Here is a 19873-nt window from a genome sequence, read left to right as displayed (position 1 = left end):
TTCCTGCTTTGATGTTTTGAGACCTACCTTCAGTTACTTTCCGTTTTGTCCTTTTGATTGACTGAAACAACCAAGCGATCTAGAACACAACCGTCTTCCGGAATGTCTACACAAACGACAACTGCTAGTTTGGCAATTGACATCCTTCAACGGTCACCACCCCCTTCCTTGATCTTGTGATCCCTTCACTTTACATAAGGGCCTGTCGGAAAACAAAATCACAACCACTCTTCGTTTTTTTCGTGAAAAATGTCCTGCCACACTCCGTTCTGCAAAAAACTAGACTTGGCTTGTTTTCCAACGGATATAAAATTTACACATATTAATCAATTATTTATATTTTTTAATGAAAATTTCAAAAAAATTTATTATAATATATGGGAACAAATGTTCTCATTCGGTTGTAAATCTGCGGTTTTATCTGCCTTTATACTAGAGAGGAGGGTGATAGAAATGACATGTAAAACGGCACGCGGCCATCAAGGTACCGGCAAAGGGAAAAAGCGGATAGATCAATACGCCGACAATGCGCTGATACAATCATTTCTAAAAATTCCCGAACACCAACGTCTATACCAAACATACGTGGACGAGAAAACGAAAGAAGCTGAAGAAGCACTGGATCGCGCTTTTCAGAAATATTATGTGGAAATCAGACTAATCCGTATCCTTTCAAACACTTTAAAGCGGCACGCTATTCGTTACGACCAAAAAAGAAAGCAGCAAAACCAGCGCCTACTCTTAATATTGGACCAGCCCGCCAGTTGCGAAGCGGATACCACGACGACTAACCTGGACCTTATCAAAGATTCTGAAGCAATTCCTGTCGAACAAGCCGTCATTGAAAAGGAGGACCGTTTAGAGGATAAAATTGAGAACCCGGCACTCTACCATGCGATTCGTTCCCTTACTCCACGGCAAAGGCACGTTTTAGAATCCTACTATCTGAAAGGCATGACGGATACAGAAATCGCAACCAAGGAAGGGGTTTCTCAGCAATCTATTTCGAAAGTGAGAAACATCACTCTATCGAAGTTAAAAACATATCTGCTCGAGTGGGATAAACATGAGAGATGTCCCTGACTTCCTTAACATTATGCAAACACTGGGGAATGTTGGGTTTCCCATTTTGATTGCCCTTTTCCTTTTATTCCGTTTTGAGGTCAGAATCGAGCACATGGAGAAAAGAATCCAGGAGTTGTCTGAAGTCATCAAGGAGTTAAGGAGGGATTATCGTGAGTAGACTGATTGATCTAGTAGAACAGGCACAGCAGTCAGATACGGAGGCGATTCACACGATTCTCAAACGGTTTGAGCCAAAAATCAAAGCATCCCTGAAACAAACATCGTCAAAGGAGCAGGAAGACTTGTACCAGGAACTCAAAATGAAAGCGATTGAGGTAATCCTTCAATTTGATTTCAAAAAAACGTGCGGATTCTGGGAATTGGCAATCAAACAATGGCATGCTGATAGGGAGAGATAATATGACTTCAACGTATTCGATAACCTGAACACTCGCTTCGATACTTGAAACATACTTCTACTTCACTGACTGTCAAAAGGCCGTGTGTCTAAATCCCCCTGCCACAGGGGGACCGATATGAACCTGTTGCCACTTCTGAATCAGATCAGCACTTTCTTTGAACGCCATGCGCCCTCTCGTCGACACATTCCCTCCGAAGATCAGGCAACTGTTTAAAACCTTCCAGGAGGGACCCCGCGTTTCGTAACAAACCTCAGCAGTGAGATGACCTCTTATAAACATACAGCCAGTGAATGTGCCGTTGCAGATGCCTCATTCACTGGCAGTTCCTCCCGTCCACTCCTGCAGGCGTGGAATGGCTTTTGCTTGTCATTGACGCATTTTTTTAATCTCATCAGCGACGAACTGTACGGAAGTGCCGACGATGACCTGAATACTGTGTTTGCCGACCACATGAACCCCCGGCACCCCTGTCGCTTCGATCTTGTCTTTGTCTACAGCATCCATGTCTTTTACTTCAACCCTTAACCGTGTAATACAATTGTCAACGGACGTCACATTCGCATCCCCGCCTAACGCTTCGTAGATCTGGGCGGCGATTGCAGCGGTGGGCTCTTTCTCATCCTCCACGGTTTGTTGCAATGTGGACTCCTTCGCATCGTCTTCCCTGCCCGGCGTTTTTATGTTGAACTTAACGATCAAAAAGCGGAACACGGCGTAGTAAATGACGGCAAAAACGAAACCTTGCAGGATTAACATATACGGTTGATTGGCCAATGGCAGTTTGGAGCTTAAGAAAAAGTCTATAAATCCAGCACTAAATCCAAAGCCTGCTGTCCATTGGAAAAACGAGGCGATGGCGAGAGAAAGACCGGTTAAGACGGCGTGAACGACATACAGCGCCGGTGCCAAAAACATGAATGAAAATTCCAGCGGTTCTGTCACGCCTGTAAAGAAAGCGGCGAAGCCTGCAGCTAACATTAAGGAAGCCACTTGTTTTTTTCGTTTTGTTTTAGCTGTGTGATACATGGCAAGACCTGCAGCAGGTAAGCCGAACATCATAATGGGGAAGAAACCGGCTTGATACATGCCAGTCACGCCTTTCGTCCCCTCCCCCGACCAGAAGTTGCCGATGTCGTTAATTCCCGCTACATCAAACCAGAACACTGAGTTCAACGCGTGGTGCAAGCCTGTCGGAATTAAAAGTCTGTTGAAAAATCCATATAACCCGGCACCGATGTAGCCTAAATTGCTGATCGCCGTTCCAAACGAGACGAGCCCGGAATAAATAACCGGCCATATAAAGAACAGGATGACAGACATGACTAACATAGAAACCGACGTCATGATGGGAACAAGCCGCTTTCCGCTAAAGAAAGCCAGCGCATCCGGTAATTGTACGTGACTAAAGCGGTTATACATGAGGGAAGCGATAATACCCGAGAGGATTCCGACGAAGGCATTGCCGATATTTCCGAAGGCAGCGTTAACGTTGTCACCCTCCACCCCTTGCAGCATCGCAACGGATTCAGTGGAGAGGAGCGTTGTCACGACTAAATAGGCAACCAATCCGCTCAACGCCGCTGATCCGTCTCTCTCCTTCGCCAACCCCAGGGCTACCCCCACCGCAAACAGGATGGGAATGTTGTCGATGATCGAAGAACCGGATTTGATCAGGAAAGCGGCAGCAGCGTTTCCTTCTCCCCATCCCGACGGGTCGAGCCAATAACCTATCCCCATCAAAATAGCGGCGGCAGGCAATACTGCTACCGGTAACATCAAGGACCTGCCGAGTCTCTGTAAATATGTCATCATTTTGGTGATTCCTCCTCTGTGTCCCTCATCTTTCTCAGTCTCTCGATGTGAAGCGCAATGTAGCCTAGCTCACTTTCTGGCAGATTTATGCCGTGTAAGGACGACAAATCTTTGGCTACCTTCGCGGCACAACGGTATGAAAGTGGATACTTCCTCCTGATCATTTTCAGCATTTCCTTGTCCATGGTGTGCAACTTAGATTGTTTCGTTCTCGTTAAGGAAAAACGAAGATGGGTGATCAACCTTTCATAGGATATATCATCCTCCTCAACCGCAATGTTTAAAAAGTCTTTGATCGTGTGCACCATATCCCTCACAAGCGTCGTTTGCCTGACTGTTTCCTGCCAATCACCTCCGTGCAATTTCATGGTATGGATGTGAAGGGCAATAAAAGCTGCTTCATCCACAGGCATGTTCACGTTCAGTTTTTCTTTAATGTGCTGTATCGCCCAGAGGCCAATGTCAAATTCTTTCTTGTACAAGGTTTTGATTTCATACAACAATTTGTTCTTTAATTGAATGCCTTTCTTTTCTCGTTCAATGGCAAAGGTGAGGTGATCCGTGAGCGCGATATGAATGTGGTCGTTGAGCTTTGTATTCAGCTGCTCTTCTGCATAAGCAATGATTTCTTCGGAAAGAACGAAGTGATCTTCAGGAATTCGCAACAACAAATGCTGCAGTTTTTCGTTTTCTTTTAAGACAAACAGCTTTTCAATTTTACGGGGATTTACAAGATCGTTTTTCCCCTTCCGAAAACCGATCCCAGATCCAATGGCAATTTTCTCCTGACCCTTATCCTTTATTACGACCGCGTTGTTGTTCAATACCTTGGCGATTTTCACCGAAAGATCACCCTTATGAGTTCTTTATTGCACAACGCTTCACTTAATGGTCATAATGACAGTTTCCCCCATTTTGCCTTCTTTTTCCTTTGTCAACGTATACTTTTGGTCACGGTTACGACTGTTTGTAATGACAATCGGTGATACAAGGCTTTTGGCATGTGTGCGTATATAGGCCAAATCAAATTCCATGAGAAGGTCTCCGACCGAAACGGTTTCTCCGACACTGACCTTTACCTTAAAACCCTTACCCTGTAAAGAAACGGTTTCTAAGCCAACGTGAATGAGAATTTCTGTGCCGTCATCAGCGCGCATCCCGACCGCATGTTTCGTAGGCGCGATCTGAATCACTTTCCCGTTTACAGGGGCGTGAACTCTTCCGTCTGTTGGGATCATCGCAATCCCTTCACCCATCATTTTTTGGCTAAAAACGGGGTCCGGAACCTCTGACAGTAACACAATCTCTCCGTCCATAGGTGCGTAAACATTTTGTCGTTTAAATTTCCTAAAAATTTTGAATCCCCACCTTTTCATTGACGAAAAAAGGCATGGCGGTACACAAAAAGGGACGATCAACCCTTAAGTACCACCATGCCTGATCGTGTCAGTCACATGTGATCGTGATTCAGCTGTGTTCAGTATAACACCGCACTTACGAAAAGACAAGGGCTTAACCGTTCAGTGTCGTCTTCGGCGCGTTCAATGCCCGTCCTGTCTGGAATCCGCTTGTCGCCCATTACGTATTCAACAAACGAAACACTTGCTCTACATCTTTGTCCCCGCGGCCGGAGAGGTTCACGACGATAATCTGATCTCGCTCCATCTCCGGCGCCACCTTCATCGCGTACGCCACGGCGTGGGCGCTTTCCAGGGCGGGAATGATCCCTTCCGCTTTGGACAGTACTTGAAAAGCTTCCAGCGCCTCTTCATCGGTAACGGTCGTGTATTCGGCGCGGCCGATCGAATGGTAGTAACTGTGTTCCGGTCCCACCCCGGGGTAGTCGAGACCGGCGGCAACGGAGTGGGTCGGCTGAATGTTCCCGTCGTCGTCCTGCATGACGTAACATTTAAAACCGTGAATCACGCCGGGTGTGCCGTAGTTGATCGGGGCCGCGTGTTCGCCCAGACCACTTCCCCGCCCTCCCGGCTCAACCCCGACCATCTTCACTGTTTCATCGGAAACAAAAGGATAAAACAGACCGATGGCATTGCTGCCGCCCCCGACACACGCCGTCACCAGATCGGGCAGGCGCCCTTCTTGCTCCAAAATCTGCTCCCGCGCTTCACGCCCGATAATCGACTGGAAGTGGCGCACAATCGTCGGGAAAGGGTGGGGCCCGACCGCTGAACCCAGCAAGTAAAACGTGTTCTCGTAGTTTTCCACCAGGTCTTCCAATGCCGCGTCCACAGCGTCTTTCAACGTGCGGGTGCCGCGGGTGACAGGCACTACTTTCGCTCCGAGCAACTCCATCCGAAACACGTTCAGCGCCTGGCGCTTCGTGTCTTCTTCACCCATGTAGATGACGCACTCCATCCCGAACATGGCACATCCGGTCGCCGTGGCCACACCGTGCTGACCGGCACCCGTCTCGGCGATGATGCGTTTCGCCCCCATGCGCTTCGCCAATAAGATCTGGCCCAGCACATTGTTGATTTTATGTGAACCGGTATGGTTCAACTCTTCCCGTTTCAAGTAGATCTTCGCCCCGCCGAGCTTTTGTGTCAAGCGTTCCGCAAAGTAGAGGGGACTCGGCCGGCCGACGAAATCCTTCACATACGCCTCTAGCTCTCGTTTGAACTCCGGATCGTCCTTGTACGCTTGAAATGCCTCGTCCAACCGTTTCAGAACGGGCTGCAACGGTTCTGGAACGTAACTTCCTCCGAATTCTCCAAAAAAACCAGTGTCGACTTGCGCTAAACTCATCTCACCTGTTCTCCTCTCAGCATAGTGTTTCGTCCAACTTCCATCATTTTAATACAAATCCGTACGGTTAGCCACCCCTTTCCGAACAGCAGCAAGTTGGCGGTACAACTATTTGCTTCGTTTCAGCCCGGTCAATGCAATAGCCTCCCGGCCCATGTTGGCATGTTCACAGTACTGTTACCGGGGTGAATATGACAACACCATGACAGTGGGTATAACAGCCTCTGTCAAGCGTCAGTGAAAATGTCCTATTAACTCGTCAGTGATTCTGTCCTATTTTAGTTGTTCCCTCCATCCGTTCAGGAGCGTAGCTTGTAGTGGCCCTTTCATCAAGGGTAAAGGCTTATACCCGAGTTTCACTCGCCCTTGATAAAAATGCCCACTACAAGCTCCCTGGCTAAAAGGGATGAAGGGATCACGGTCCGTCTTCTAACGGCACAGACTAGATTTTTTAAGCCCGTTGTCGTATCCTGGATTTAGATTGGGTGCGCCGATATTGGCGCCAAGGATGATGGGGTGCGGGCTTGTGAGGTTGTTTCTCCGAGCTCGCCTTTTGTTTTGGCAGCGACTGGCGTTTTGGTGGTACGGTTTCCTTTAGGGGGTAATCCACCCCTTTGTGCCGGACAAATAGTCTTCCGTCTAATGTTTCTCGCACTTCGACACGGGTTTTGCGCGGGATGGTTTGTTGGTGATCCGAGCGATCTATTGTGTAGGTTTTTCCTTTGTAAGCAATTGTTTCTCCGGTTCCCAGAGTACGCTTTTCACGGTAGCAAAGAATTAGATCCAACGCTTGTCCTTGTTCCAAAGGGACAAACGCACTTTCTGGGTCACGCGGTTCAACCGCAAACTGTTCGTTATGCGCTTTGATCAACTCCGGCAGCACCGTGTTGGCCTCCTCAATGGTGTCGATGCCCCGGAGGCGCAACTCGACAATCCAACGGTCTTGTAGTGTTTGGAACAGCCGTTCAATCCGTCCCTTGGCTTGGGGGGTTAAGGCCTTGATGTGAGTTATGCCTAACTCCTCCAGGGCTTGTCCGAATTGCGACAACGGAACGGGTTCTCCCGCCAATTCCTGCTCGATCGTTTGCTTCTCGTTAGGGGAACGGAAAATCATGTGTTGATCCGAATACACACTCATCGGAATACCTTTCTGCTCGATCATCTGTTGTGTGAGCCTGAAATAACCTTCCGTGTCTTCTTGTGGCCGGAAAAGCGCAGCCACAATGTGACCGGTGGCATCATCAATGGCGGCAAGAAGGGACATCGGTTCTGCCCGATCTTCCAGCCAAGGGTGAGGACTGCCGTCCATTTGGACCAACATGCCTGGCTGCGGTTTGCGCTGTCGCGGGCGATGCACTTTCGGCGGGCGCCGTTTGCGTTTCGGTTTGATGCCGGCCTCAGAGCGAATGCGACGCACGGTTGACGGACTGACGTGAATTCCTTCGTACTTGGCCAACAATTCGGCAAAATGCACATCATTACACCCTTGATACGCATCGCTTTGGTGGAGCTCCAGAATTCTTTGACGTGTATTGTCAGACAGTGCGTGTGCCGGTTTGCGTCCTTTGTTTTTGTGGATAATCCCCGTTTCCCCCTCCTCAAGCACCCGTTTTTTGAGACGACAAACCTGGCGGTAACTTAACCCAAGGAGTTCAGCGGCTTCACCTCCTGTGATCAAACCTTGAATCCAGCGATCAATGACGGTGTAACGCTTCAGCTCTTGTCTGCTCATGAATATGTTCTCTCCCATATGTGACATTTTCACTGACGCGTTACAATATGACAATATCACGGACGTTTAACAAAATCGCTTCAGTCCATTGACTTCATTTGCCTGTTTCGCTATAATGCGACTTGTGTATTTGGATGGAGGATAGCAAACGCATGGTGATGTGATCACCCTCCCTGATTCGGCTGCCTACCGCGGCAACAGGCCAGCCGCACGCAGTCTCCGTGCTATCCGGGCTGCGTGGAAAAATCAGGCACATCCCATCATTTGTTCCTCACACAAATGATGCAAAGGAGATTGAAAGATTATGGCACGTTACACAGGACCTCGCTGGAAATTAAGCCGCCGCTTGGGCATTTCTTTGAGCGGAACCGGTAAAGAACTAAAACGTCCGTACCCGCCGGGCGAGCACGGCGCTACGCAGCGGCGTAAGTTGAGTGAGTACGGGCTGCAGCTTCAAGAAAAGCAAAAACTGCGTCACATGTACGGTTTGTCGGAAAAACAATTCCGTCGTACGTTCGAGAAGGCCGGAAAAATGACAGGAGTTCACGGCGAGAACTTCATGATCTTGCTCGAGTGCCGTCTGGACAACCTCGTCTACCGTTTAGGTCTGGCCCGCACTCGTGCACAGGCACGCCAACTGGTCGTTCACGGCCACGTCACCGTCAACGGCAAAAAAGTGGACCGCCCGTCCTACCAGGTCAAGCCGAACGACGTCATCGGGCTTCGGGAGAAGAGCCGCAACCTCGACATCGTGAAAGAGGCGTTGGAAAATCGGAACTTCTTGCCGGACTACTTGTCGTTTGACGAAGAGAAAAAAGAAGGCACGTTGACACGTTTGCCGGAACGCGCAGAACTTCCTTCTGAGATCAACGAAACACTCATCGTCGAATTCTATTCCCGTTAAGACACCCAAACACCCCGAGCGGGGTGTTTTTTATTGTGGCATGTCGGCCATGCCTTCCCCATATCTTGTAGTTAGATGTTCAGTTCGTCGCCTACGGGGTGGGTTCCATGGCCAATTTGCCGGAGAGAAAAAAGCCGCGCTGGTTCCGTGTTTGTCAATACATCATCACGTCTATCCTCGCAGTGATCGTCCTCGGACTCGCAGCCGGCTTCATCGCGGTGGGAACTGCAGCGGGATTTGTCGCTTCCCATGTCAAAGAACAACCGATACCGAGCAAAGAAGAGCTAAAACAAGACATCGAACAGTTCACACTGACGAGTTTCCTGTTCGACAAGAACGGCAAACCGATCGGCAGCGGTGAACTGCGCACAGCGAACGATCGCGTGCTCGTGAAACTGAAAGACGTCTCCCCTTACTTTGTCGACGCCATCGTCGCGACAGAGGACAAAGAATTTTTCGAACACGCCGGCATCGTTCCCCGTTCGCTCCTGCGGGCGGCAGTCCAAGACCTCATCGGCAGTTCTACCACGACCGGCGGCAGCACCATTACCCAACAACTCGTCAAACTGTCTGTGCTCAAAGACCCGGAAAAGACGTACAGCCGCAAAGCGCGGGAAATATTCCTCGCCCTGCGCCTTGAACGCCTATTTGACAAAGAAGATATTTTGACCTCGTACATCAACCGCATTTACTTTGGGCGAGGACCGGGCGGTGAACATTTATACGGCATTGAAGCCGCAGCGGAAAGCCTCTTTGGCGTCAGCGCCAAGGACTTAAACCTTGCCCAGGCCGCGTACTTAGCGGGCATGCCGCAGCGACCGAACGCTTACTCTCCACTGGAAGAGGACACGCTGAAAGCCGGGCTTCAGCGCCAGCATACGGTATTGAGCCGCATGCTGGAAAACGGTAAAATCACCGATGCCCAATTCCAAAAGGCAACATCGTTTGACTTGAAAGCGTCCCTCGCCGAACCGGCGCCTTACACGTATGAACAGTACCCTTACTTGTTCGAAGCAGTTCACAAGCGGGCGGCAGAAAAACTGATGGAGCTGGACGACATCCAACTGGAGAAACTACAGCCGAAGCAGTACGACCGCCTGCTCGCCGAATACAAATCACGCCTTGCAGAAGGCGGTTACCGCATACACACGACGATAGACCTGAAACTGTACGACGCTTTAAACGAAGCCGTTCGGGAATACGACGGCTACAAGCCGGATGTCGAAGTAAAAGTTGAAGGAATCAACGGCGAGATCATCGCCAAAGAGCAAGTCGGATCGGTCGTCATCGACGTAAAAACCGGGGCTCTGCTGGCGTTCGTCGGCGGCAGAGACAAGGAACACATTAAGAACCGCGCCCTCGACGCGTATAAACAGCCCGGCTCCTCGGCCAAACCCCTTTTAGCTTACGGCCCGGGAATGGCGAGCGGCGTCCTTCAGCCGGGAACGGTTTTGAAAGATACCCCTGAAGTGGCTAAAGTCGGCGGACACACCGTCAGCAACTACGCCCACAACTTCCACGGCAACGTCACTGTGCGCGAAGCGCTGAAACACTCATACAACGTCGCAGCCATCGACGCTTTTCGCAAAGTCGGGATTGAAAAAGGCTACGAATTCATCGCCGACATGGGCATGGACGTCCCTCCCGAGCAGCGCGTCCCTGTGGGCGTCTTGGGAGTGAACGGCTTCTCCCCGGAGCAGATGGCCAGCGCGTACGCCATGTTTGCCAACAAGGGAGCGTTCAACGAGCCGTATCTCATCCAACGCATTGAGGACGCTGAAGGAAGCACCGTTTACGAACACAAAGTAAAACCGAAACGCATGATGTCGGAAAAATCCGCCTATCTGTTGACCGACGTGTTGCGCGATGTGTTGAAGAGTGGCACGGGCACATGGATCGGGAGTCGGATTAGCGGCGCTTACGACGTCGCCGGCAAAACGGGAACGACACAACACGCGAAGGACGTGTGGTTCGTCGGCTACACCCCCGAGATCGCCATGAGCGTTTGGGTCGGATACGACTATGAACAAACGTCTCCTGTCGTCCGTCCCAATGAAAACTTGGCTAAAATCATGTGGACAAAGCTGTTTCACACCATACAGGAGACGGTCCCGGACCTGTCCCCAGCGGGAAGTCAATTCGAACGGCCCGACGGCCTCGTCAGCGTGTCTATATGTAAAGACTCCGGAAAGCGTGCTGCCAATGGCAAGCACGCTCCCGGCACGGTCTATTCCGAACTGTTTTCGGCAGATCAGGTGCCGGACGAGCTCTGCGAACCGAAAGAAGAGAAACAGAAACACCAAGCGGGCGACAGAGACGAGCCCACCCCTAAAAGGGAAAAACCGGCCGATCAGAACACCACGTCCGACGAGGAGGCCACAGACACTAGAAAGCCGAACGACGGTCGCCATCCCGTAAAAGGGCAAGAAGGTGATGAGGTTCCAGGGAACGACGACGACCCAAACGGCGACGAACCGCCGCCAGAAGACGGAAAAGACGGTGGCGAACCGTCTGACGGCGGAGAAACCGGAAACGATCCTGACGAACCTCCCGGCGACGGAAACGGAGACGACAGCGACGGAGAAGGTGATGAAGGGAGCTCCGGGGGGAATCGTCCGGGCGAGGACAGTCCGACGGACAGTGGACAACACTCCGTCAAATTTATGCCTCCACTCTCACCCGGGCAAATTTGCGTTTTCCCACTTGTACGATCATGCCGTCTGTGACATCGACGTCCACACCCGCTCCCTCGACTTTTTGCCCGTCGATTTTGACGGCACCTTGCCCGACCATGCGCCGCGCCTCGCCGTTGGACGGCACGAGATCCAGTCGGGTGAGCAATTTCACGATCCACAGCTTGCCGTTTTCCAGTTCTCCTTTGCCCAGGACCACTTCCGGTATGTCCTCCGGCAAGGCGTTCTGCTGGAACACCGTTTTAAAATGCTGCTCTGCTCCTTCCGCTGCTTCTTCTCCGTGGTACATGCGGACGAACGTCTTCGCCAGTTGCATTTTGGCATCACGAGGATGCAAGGTCCCCGTCGTCAACTGTTGCTCCAGCAATTCCAACTCTTCCATGGGGAGGTCGGTGGCCAGCTCGAAGTACTTCAACATCAACTCGTCTGGCACAGACATGGCCTTTCCGTACATGTCGTTCGGTTCATCGTCAATACCGATGTAATTGCCGAGACTTTTACTCATCTTCTTTTCGCCGTCCAACCCTTCTAGGAGCGGCAACATCATCACAATTTGCGGCTCTTGGCCGTATTCCTGCTGCAACTGGCGTCCCATGAGCAGGTTGAACTTTTGGTCCGTCCCCCCCAGTTCCACGTCGCACCCGAGTGCGACCGAGTCATACCCTTGCATGAGGGGGTAGAAAAATTCGTGTACGCTGATCGCCTGATTGGCGCGGTAGCGCCTCTCAAAATCGTCCCGCTCCAGCATCCTTGCCACGGTCGTTTTGGCCGCCAGCTCCAACACATCGGAAAACGTGAGGGGTGCGAGCCATTTGCTGTTAAAGTGCACTTCCGTCTGTTCAGGATCTAAAATTTTAAACAACTGTTCCTTATACGTTCGAGCATTCTCCTCGATCTCCGCTTCTGTCAACTGCTTCCGCGTTTCCGATTTTCCGGTCGGGTCCCCGATCCTCCCCGTAAAATCTCCGATGATGAGCTGCACGACGTGCCCCAGCTCCTGGAACTGGCGCAGCTTGTGCAGGACGACCGTGTGACCGATGTGGATGTCCGGCGCTGACGGGTCGAGACCCAGCTTCACTTTCAACGGTCGATCTTCTCTCAAAGAGCGGGTAAGCCGCTCCTTCAGCTCCGCCTCGGGAATAATCTCCACCACCCCGCGGCGCAAAATATTCCACTGGCGTTCCACTTCTTGCGCAATCTGTCGATCAGACATGATCCGTCCCCTTTCACGATTTTAAGTTGATCAGTCCCTAGAAAAGATGGCGCACACATCCTCCAGTCGGTGCGCCGAGTTATCTCGACTGGAAAAAGTCGTGCTGCGACCCTGCAGTTGACGCAAAAAGCCGTTCAACTCAAGGGGCAAGATTGACCATCCCACGGTACCACCCTTGTGAAGAACGGCTGTTTCTTCGCTCGACTGCGGATAACGACGCCACCCGGTGCCAGACACGGCTCACGAGCTGTAATTCACCTGCACGCCTTCATCGGTTCGCACCGTCCACCGACTCTCTGAACGCGACAAGCTGCCCTTTCGTGACATCGTCATAGGTGAAGGGATGTGCAGACTACTGGAACTCGCTCATCGCCTTTCCTATCGTATACGTTCTCCATATGTTTACCACACCGACTGCAGCGTGTCAAATGATGACGCAGGCTATGGTATAATGGAACCCGAACAAACTTGTCCGACATGTCCCGACAGGATACGCCACCCCAGAAGGAGGGTTGCATGTGAGAAAACAGAAACCGCAGTGGTTCCGCGCAGCCCGTTACAGTATGGTCTTTATCCTTACCGTCGTCATTACCGCGTTGTGCCTCAGTTTTGTCGGCGCCGGAGCAGTGGCCGGTTTCGTTGCATCTCTAGTCAAAGAACAAGACGTGCCGAGCAAAGAAGAACTGACCGAAGACATACAGCAATTCTCACAAACAAGCTACATATTTGACCGCCATGAAAAACGGATCGGGACCGGGGAACTGCGCACCGCTGATGACCGCGAACTCGTCACCCTGGATGAAGTGTCCCCTCACATTATCGACGCCTTCATCTCCACTGAAGACAGGGAATTTTACGATCACAAAGGCATCGTGCCGCGCTCACTCCTGCGGGCGGCGATCCAGGACCTGACCGGCAGTCCGACGACGACCGGCGGCAGCACGATCACCCAGCAGCTCGTTAAACTGTCCGTCCTGCAAAACCCGGAACAGACTTACTCCCGCAAGGCGAAAGAAATTTTCCTCGCCCTTCGATTGGAACGCCTGTTTGACAAAGACGAGATCTTGACCTCGTATTTGAACCGCATTTACTTCGGGCAGGGAGCGAGCCACGAACATCTGTACGGGATTGAAGCAGCGGCCGAAGGCATATTCGGCGTCAGCGCGAAAGATGTCAACATTGCACAGGCCGCTTATTTAGCCGGGATCCCCCAGCGTCCGAACGCTTACTCCCCGTTTGACGAAGACACGTTACGGGCGGGAATCGAGCGCCAGCATACCGTGTTAAAGCGGATGTTGGACAACGGCAAGATCAGTGAAACAGAATACGAAGAAGCAAAGCAGTTCGACATTGCCAACTCACTCGCCAAAGGGAAAAAACACGTGTACGAAGAGTACCCGTACCTGTTTGAGGCCATCCAGGAGCGGACGGCCATCGCCCTGATGAAAGCCGACGGTGTCGACGCCGACGCGTTAGACGTCGCCCAGTACGACGACATGTTGACCGAGTACAAACAAAAAGCGGCAGAAGGCGGCTACCGCATCTACACCACCATCGACATGGAGTTGTACGAGGCGCTAAACAAAGTCGTCCGGGATTACAAAGGGTACAAGCCCGACGTCAAAGTGAAAGTGGAAGGCATCGACGGTGAGATCACGGCAAAAGAACAGATCGGTGCTGCCCTCGTCCACACTGAAACGGGTGAACTCCTCGCCTTCGTCGGGGGCGCGACAAAGAGAGCATCAAAAACCGGGCCCTCGACGCCATCAAACAACCCGGATCTTCCGCCAAGCCGCTTCTTGCCTACGGTCCCGGGATGGCAAACGGCGTCTTGCAGCCGGGCACGGTACTGGACGATTCTCCGAAGACGGCCAAAGGCCCAGGTGGCCACACGTACAACAACTACTCGAGGCGGTTTTACGGATACGTCACCGCCCGCGAGGCTTTGGCCAAGTCGCACAACGTGGCCACCATTGACGCCTTCCGCAAAGTGGGGGTGAAAAACGGGTACCAGTTCATTGAACAGCTGAACATGTCCGTCCCTGAGGACCGCCATGTGGAAGCAGGGGTGCTCGGCGCCATTGAATTCACGCCGGAACAGATCGCAGCGGCGTACGCCACCTTCGGCAACGAAGGAAAATTTAACGAATCGTACCTGATATCCCGCATTGAAGATGCGGACGGGAACGTCGTATACGAACATGAACACAAACCAAAGGCCGTCATGTCGCCGCAGTCGGCTTACTTGTTAACCGACGTCCTGCGCGATGTGCTGCGGTACGGAACCGGCACTCTCGTCGGTGCGAGGATCGGCAACTACGACGTGGCCGGCAAAACGGGGACCGCCCAAGAGAGCAAAGACGTCTGGTTTGTCGGCTACACGCCGAAAATATCGCTGAGCGTCTGGGTCGGGTACGACTACGAAAAATCGACGCCGACGGTCAGGCCGAACGATCGGCTGGCACGCATCATGTGGGCAAACTTTTTCAACACGATTCAGCAGACGAAGCCAAAGCTCTCCCCGGCCGGCACACAGTTCAAACGTCCTGGTGGAATCGTCAGCGCTGAAATCTGCTCCATCTCCGGCAAACGGGCGACAGAACATTGCCAGCACGCAGGCTCTGTATACACGGAGTTGTTCCAGTCGGGTCACGCGCCAAAAGAGGCCTGTGACGTGCACATCGAAGCCCGCGTCGTCGATTACGACGGGGTACGTTACATTGCCAACGACAAAACGCCTGACGACATGGTCATCAACCAAGGGGTCGGCATCCGCATTCCCGACCACCACAAAGGCCTGAATTTGGACTACACGTCGGGCGATCACAACATCCCCTGGGAAAAAGACCCGCGCCAAAGCGAGGGAACGCCCCGGGCACCCGAGGTGACAGTCAACGGCAAAAATGTCACATGGCAGCACACGGGGCAAAAGAGTGTCGTCGGTTACCGGGTGTACCGTTCCACTGACGGCAACACCTTCTCCCGAGTCGCCAGCATCCGCCTGGGCGAACCGTACCGCTACACGGGAGAAGCTGGCGCCCAGTACATCGTGAAAGCCGTCGACGTCGTCGGATTAGAGTCCGGGAAATCCAACGTGGCCAACTTGTCCAAGGAACAGACAGCAGGTGAAGCGGAGGCAGCCGATCCCCTTGGTGTCCCATCACCGCCACAAGGGCTAGAAGCTTCCTACAGCGGTAACGGCGTCAACCTCGCCTGGCAAGCCAATCCGGCAGACGAACACGTCACACATTACCGGGTATATCAAGACGGGAGACAAATTGCCGAAGTCAAGGGAACGCATTACACTCACGACGGCCGCTTTGAAGGGACGCGCACCTACCACGTGACGGCTGTCAACGCCAGTGGACCATCCGAAGCTTCCGACACTGTGAACGTACAAGGCCATCAGCCGGAACCTGCCGATTCTCCCACGAACGGAAATGAAGGCGATAAAAGCAGTCATGGTGAAAACGTCGGAACGAACGTTTGGTTTCGCCGACTAGGCATACTTCTTTTCACAACATGACTTTCACAGGGAATGTGTTCAGAAGGGACGTAAATCGCTACCTTTACCATACTTTGAACAAGTAAAAGGATTGCAACTTGTAGGTTTGTGATTCTACTGATCATAAACGAGTTCGACGCCTTCCACAAGATAGAGTTTTGCAATGTTGTTCGTCAGTGATATTGTCATATTGTAACGCGTCAGTGAAAATGTCACATATGGGAGAGAACATATTCATGAGCAGACAAGAGCTGAAGCGTTACACCGTCATTGATCGCTGGATTCAAGGTTTGATCACAGGAGGTGAAGCCGCTGAACTCCTTGGGTTAAGTTACCGCCAGGTTTGTCGTCTCAAAAAACGGGTGCTTGAGGAGGGGGAAACGGGGATTATCCACAAAAACAAAGGACGCAAACCGGCACACGCACTGTCTGACAATACACGTCAAAGAATTCTGGAGCTCCACCAAAGCGATGCGTATCAAGGGTGTAATGATGTGCATTTTGCCGAATTGTTGGCCAAGTACGAAGGAATTCACGTCAGTCCGTCAACCGTGCGTCGCATTCGCTCTGAGGCCGGCATCAAACCGAAACGCAAACGGCGTCCGGCTAACGTGCACCGGCCACGTGAGCGAAAGCCACAAGCCGGCATGTTAGTCCAAATGGACGGGAGCCCTCACCCTTGGTTGGAAGATCGAGCGGAACCGATGTCCCTTCTTGCCGCCATTGATGATGCCACTGGAAAAGTCGTGGCTGCTCTTTTCCGGCCACAGGAGGACACCGAGGGCTATTTTAGGCTGACACGACAGATGATTGAGCAAACTGGCATTCCGATGAGTGTGTATTCGGATCGCCATATGATTTTCCGTTCCCCTAACGAGAAGCAAACGATCGAGCAGGAATTGGCGGGAGAACCCGTTCCTTTGTCGCAATTCGGACAAGCCCTTGAAGAGTTAGGTGTGACTCATATCAAAGCCTTAACACCACAAGCCAAGGGACGGATTGAACGGCTGTTCCAAACGCTACAAGACCGTTGGATTGTCGAGTTGCGCCTCCGGGGCATCGACACCATTGAGGAGGCCAACACGGTGCTGCCGGAGTTGATCAAAGCGCATAACGAACAGTTTGCGGTTGAACCGCGTGACCCAGAAAGTGCGTTTGTCCCTTTGGAACAAGGACAAGCGTTGGATCTAATTCTTTGCTACCGTGAAAAGCGTACTCTGGGAACCGGAGAAACAATTGCTTACAAAGGAAAAACCTACACAATAGATCGCTCGGATCACCAACAAACCATCCCGCGCAAAACCCGTGTCGAAGTGCGAGAAACATTAGACGGAAGACTATTTGTCCGGCACAAAGGGGTGGATTACCCCCTAAAGGAAACAGTAAAACCAAAACGCCAGTCGCTGCAAAAACAAAAGGCGAGCTCGGAGAAACAACCTCACAAGCCCGCACTCAATCATCCTTGGCGCCAATATGGGCGCACCCAATCTAAATCTAGGATACGACAACGGGCTTAAAAAATCTAGACTGTGCCGTTAGAATACGGACAATGATCCCTTCATCCCTTTTAGCCAGGGAGCTTGTAGTGGGCATTTTATCAAGGGCGAGTGAAACTCGGGCATACGCCTTTACCCTTGATAAAATGCCCACTACAAGCTACGCTCCTGAACGGGATGGGGGAATAACTAAAATAGGACAGAATCACTGACGAGTTAATAGGACATTTTCACTGACGCTTGACAGATAGAGTTTTGCAATCATAGAAATGAGAGTTTAGTTAAATGACTCATATTGAAAGGTTCAAAGCTAATTAAACAAAGGCTGTCCATGACGAAAGGCGTCTAATGGACAGCCTGTATTTTTAAAAGGTCGATCTATCAGTCTTCCATCGTCGACAGGTCACCGGTCGGGAGGTCCAGCTCCCACGCTTTCAGTACCCGGCGCATGATTTTGCCGCTTCGGGTTTTCGGTAGCTTGTCTTTAAATTCAATTTCACGCGGTGCAGCGTGGGCGGCGAGCTTGGTTTTAACGAATTGGCGAATCTCTCCTTTCAATTCATCGCTCGGCTCATATCCCTCTCTCAAGGAGACGAACGCCTTGATGATCTCACCGCGCACGGGGTCTGGCTTTCCGATGACACCCGCTTCAGCCACTGCCGGGTGTTCCACCAGCTTGCTCTCTACTTCAAACGGCCCGACCCGTTCGCCCGACGTCATGATCACGTCGTCCACTCGCCCTTGGAACCAGAAGTAACCTTCTTCGTCTCGGTAAGCAGAATCACCGGAAATGTACCACCCGTTATCCGTGAAATAAGATTTGTACTTCTCCTCGCGATTCCATATCGCCCGCATCATGGACGGCCAGCCTTTCCTGATCGCCAGGTTGCCCATTTCGTTAGGGGGCAGTTCGTTCCCCTCGTCGTCCACGATCGACGCGACAACACCTGGAATCGGACGCCCCATCGAACCCGGCTTTAACGGCATGCTTGGATAGTTTGAGATGAGAATTCCTCCTGTTTCCGTCATCCACCAGTTGTCGTGAATACGCCGGTTGTACGCCTTCATTCCCCAGCGTACCACTTCGGGGTTGAGCGGTTCCCCCACACTGAGAATGTGACGGACGGAAGACAGGTCGTACTTCTTCGCGACAGCTTCACCGGCTCCCATCAGCATTCGGAACGCCGTCGGAGCACTGTACCAGACCGTCACCTTGTATTTCTCAAGTGTCGCATACCAGTCGTCCGGATCGAACCGGCCGCCGCGGATGACATTCGTCACCCCGTTCAACCACGGTGCCCATACACCGTAAGACGTTCCCGTGACCCAGCCAGGATCTGCCGTGCACCAGTATATGTCGTCCTCCTGCAGATCCAGCACCCATTTCCCCGTCTGTAAATGCTGTATCATGGCATTGTGGACGTGCAGAACCCCTTTCGGCTTACCGGTCGATCCAGACGTGTAGTGGAGGATCAACCCGTCTTCCCGGTCGACCCATTCGATCTCCAACTCTGTTGAGGCCCTTTTCATTTCGTCTTCATAGCGGTAATAGCCGTCCGGCAGCTCCCCTTCGCCGCCAACGAGAATGACGTGCTCCAGCAAAGGCAAATCGTCCACCGGAACCCGATCCAGCAGCTCGGGTGTGGTCACGATGGTAGAAGCACCGCTGTCTTCCAGACGGTCGCGCACCGCCCCTTCCATGAACGCTTCAAACAACGGTCCGACGATGGCGCCGATCTTGACCGTGCCAAGCAAACTGACGTACAACTCAGGTGAGCGGGGCATGAAAATAAAGACGCGGTCTCCTTTTTCAACGCCGATTTTGCGCAACACGTTGCCGAATTGGTTCGAGAGGTCTTTCAACTCTCCAAATGTCAGTTGTTCTTCGCGGTTGGCGTCACTGTAGAAAAGCGCCACCTTATCACGACGATTCCCCTCGGCATGCCGGTCAATCGCTTCGTACGCCGCATTCACTTTTCCCGTTTCGTACCAGGAGAAATTTTTCTCAACTTCTTTCCAATCAAAATGTCGGTAGGTTTCTTCGTAATTTTGTAAGTGATGTTTTCTCGTCGTATCAGGCGCGAGAACTTCTGCACTCATCAAACGACCTCCTCTGGGAAAAATTAGTGAAAGCGTAATCAAGCTTTTTTTATTATAACATAGTAAGCAAGATTGGCAAAGTTTAGCATATTCCATGTTGTTCGCCAGTGAAAATGTCTTATTTGCCGAAAACGATACCCAAAATCGCACACGGGCCCAAAATGC

At 51.8% G+C, this 19873-nt stretch carries 14 protein-coding genes and 1 pseudogene; 8 read left to right on the top strand and 7 right to left on the bottom strand.

Features of this window, described 5'->3' with window-relative positions:
- The first annotated feature begins 453 nt into the window (after positions 1-453).
- From B0W44_RS10330 to B0W44_RS10320, 3 genes are read left to right on the top strand one after another with little or no spacing between them, the layout of a single operon-like run.
- The gene (locus tag B0W44_RS10330; RefSeq protein WP_169835525.1) at positions 454-1083 is read left to right on the top strand and encodes a sigma-70 family RNA polymerase sigma factor; all 630 of its coding nucleotides are present in this window, start codon (positions 454-456) and stop codon (positions 1081-1083) included.
- Positions 1067-1243: a YvrJ family protein gene (locus tag B0W44_RS18905; RefSeq protein ID WP_077719969.1), complete on the top strand. Its 177-nt coding sequence runs from the start codon at positions 1067-1069 to the stop codon at positions 1241-1243. The genes B0W44_RS10330 and B0W44_RS18905 overlap by 17 nt, the downstream gene beginning before the upstream one ends.
- The gene (locus tag B0W44_RS10320; RefSeq protein ID WP_077719968.1) at positions 1236-1484 is read left to right on the top strand and encodes a helix-turn-helix domain-containing protein; all 249 of its coding nucleotides are present in this window, start codon (positions 1236-1238) and stop codon (positions 1482-1484) included. The genes B0W44_RS18905 and B0W44_RS10320 overlap by 8 nt, the downstream gene beginning before the upstream one ends.
- Before the next feature lie 369 nt (positions 1485-1853).
- Here B0W44_RS10320 and nagE read toward each other — a convergent pair whose 3' ends face one another.
- From nagE to B0W44_RS10295, 5 genes are all read right to left on the bottom strand, one after another.
- A complete protein-coding gene (gene nagE, locus B0W44_RS10315; RefSeq protein ID WP_077719967.1) occupies positions 1854-3299 on the bottom strand; it encodes an N-acetylglucosamine-specific PTS transporter subunit IIBC in 1446 nt (481 codons plus the stop codon).
- A complete protein-coding gene (locus B0W44_RS10310; protein ID WP_077719966.1) occupies positions 3296-4141 on the bottom strand; it encodes a PRD domain-containing protein in 846 nt (281 codons plus the stop codon). The genes nagE and B0W44_RS10310 overlap by 4 nt, the downstream gene beginning before the upstream one ends.
- 39 nt (positions 4142-4180) lie before the next feature.
- Positions 4181-4615: a PTS sugar transporter subunit IIA gene (locus B0W44_RS10305; RefSeq protein WP_228440966.1), complete on the bottom strand. Its 435-nt coding sequence runs from the start codon at positions 4613-4615 to the stop codon at positions 4181-4183.
- 262 nt (positions 4616-4877) lie between these two features.
- The gene (trpB, locus tag B0W44_RS10300; protein ID WP_077719965.1) at positions 4878-6065 is read right to left on the bottom strand and encodes a tryptophan synthase subunit beta; all 1188 of its coding nucleotides are present in this window, start codon (positions 6063-6065) and stop codon (positions 4878-4880) included.
- A gap of 451 nt (positions 6066-6516) precedes the next feature.
- Positions 6517-7797 (bottom strand): ISNCY family transposase, encoded by a 1281-nt coding sequence (locus B0W44_RS10295; RefSeq protein WP_077719964.1) that lies wholly within the window; start codon positions 7795-7797, stop codon positions 6517-6519.
- A 304-nt stretch (positions 7798-8101) separates the two neighbouring features.
- On the opposite strand from B0W44_RS10295, the gene rpsD reads away from it, so the two are divergent.
- Together rpsD and B0W44_RS10285 are read left to right on the top strand one after the other, a co-directional pair.
- Positions 8102-8701 (top strand): 30S ribosomal protein S4, encoded by a 600-nt coding sequence (gene rpsD, locus B0W44_RS10290; protein WP_077719963.1) that lies wholly within the window; start codon positions 8102-8104, stop codon positions 8699-8701.
- Positions 8702-8808: 107 nt separating this feature from the next.
- Positions 8809-11427 carry a transglycosylase domain-containing protein gene (locus B0W44_RS10285; protein ID WP_077719962.1) on the top strand — a complete coding sequence of 873 codons (2619 nt, stop codon included), beginning with the start codon at positions 8809-8811 and terminating at the stop codon, positions 11425-11427.
- On the opposite strand, the gene tyrS is transcribed toward B0W44_RS10285, so the two are convergent.
- A complete protein-coding gene (gene tyrS / locus B0W44_RS10280) occupies positions 11363-12607 on the bottom strand; it encodes a tyrosine--tRNA ligase (RefSeq protein ID WP_077719961.1) in 1245 nt (414 codons plus the stop codon). The two genes, B0W44_RS10285 and tyrS, sit on opposite strands and share 65 nt — an antisense overlap.
- A gap of 563 nt (positions 12608-13170) precedes the next feature.
- Here tyrS and B0W44_RS18555 point away from each other — a divergent pair.
- The 3 genes and pseudogenes from B0W44_RS18555 to B0W44_RS10265 all read left to right on the top strand — a co-directional run.
- Positions 13171-13890, top strand: a pseudogene (locus B0W44_RS18555) (transglycosylase domain-containing protein); the annotation flags it as partial.
- A gap of 458 nt (positions 13891-14348) precedes the next feature.
- The gene (locus tag B0W44_RS10270) at positions 14349-16133 is read left to right on the top strand and encodes a penicillin-binding transpeptidase domain-containing protein (protein ID WP_077719959.1); all 1785 of its coding nucleotides are present in this window, start codon (positions 14349-14351) and stop codon (positions 16131-16133) included.
- Positions 16134-16348: 215 nt separating this feature from the next.
- The gene (locus tag B0W44_RS10265) at positions 16349-17629 is read left to right on the top strand and encodes an ISNCY family transposase (protein ID WP_077718433.1); all 1281 of its coding nucleotides are present in this window, start codon (positions 16349-16351) and stop codon (positions 17627-17629) included.
- Between the two features lie 360 nt (positions 17630-17989).
- Here B0W44_RS10265 and acsA read toward each other — a convergent pair whose 3' ends face one another.
- The gene (gene acsA, locus B0W44_RS10260) at positions 17990-19708 is read right to left on the bottom strand and encodes an acetate--CoA ligase (protein ID WP_077719958.1); all 1719 of its coding nucleotides are present in this window, start codon (positions 19706-19708) and stop codon (positions 17990-17992) included.
- Positions 19709-19873: the final 165 nt, after the last annotated feature.

Origin of the sequence: Novibacillus thermophilus (assembly GCF_002005165.1) — a bacterium.
In the GTDB taxonomy this organism is placed as follows: domain Bacteria; phylum Bacillota; class Bacilli; order Thermoactinomycetales; family Novibacillaceae; genus Novibacillus; species Novibacillus thermophilus.
Note: the sequence above shows the minus strand (reverse complement) of the source record. Positions and strands in the feature narration are given on the sequence as shown.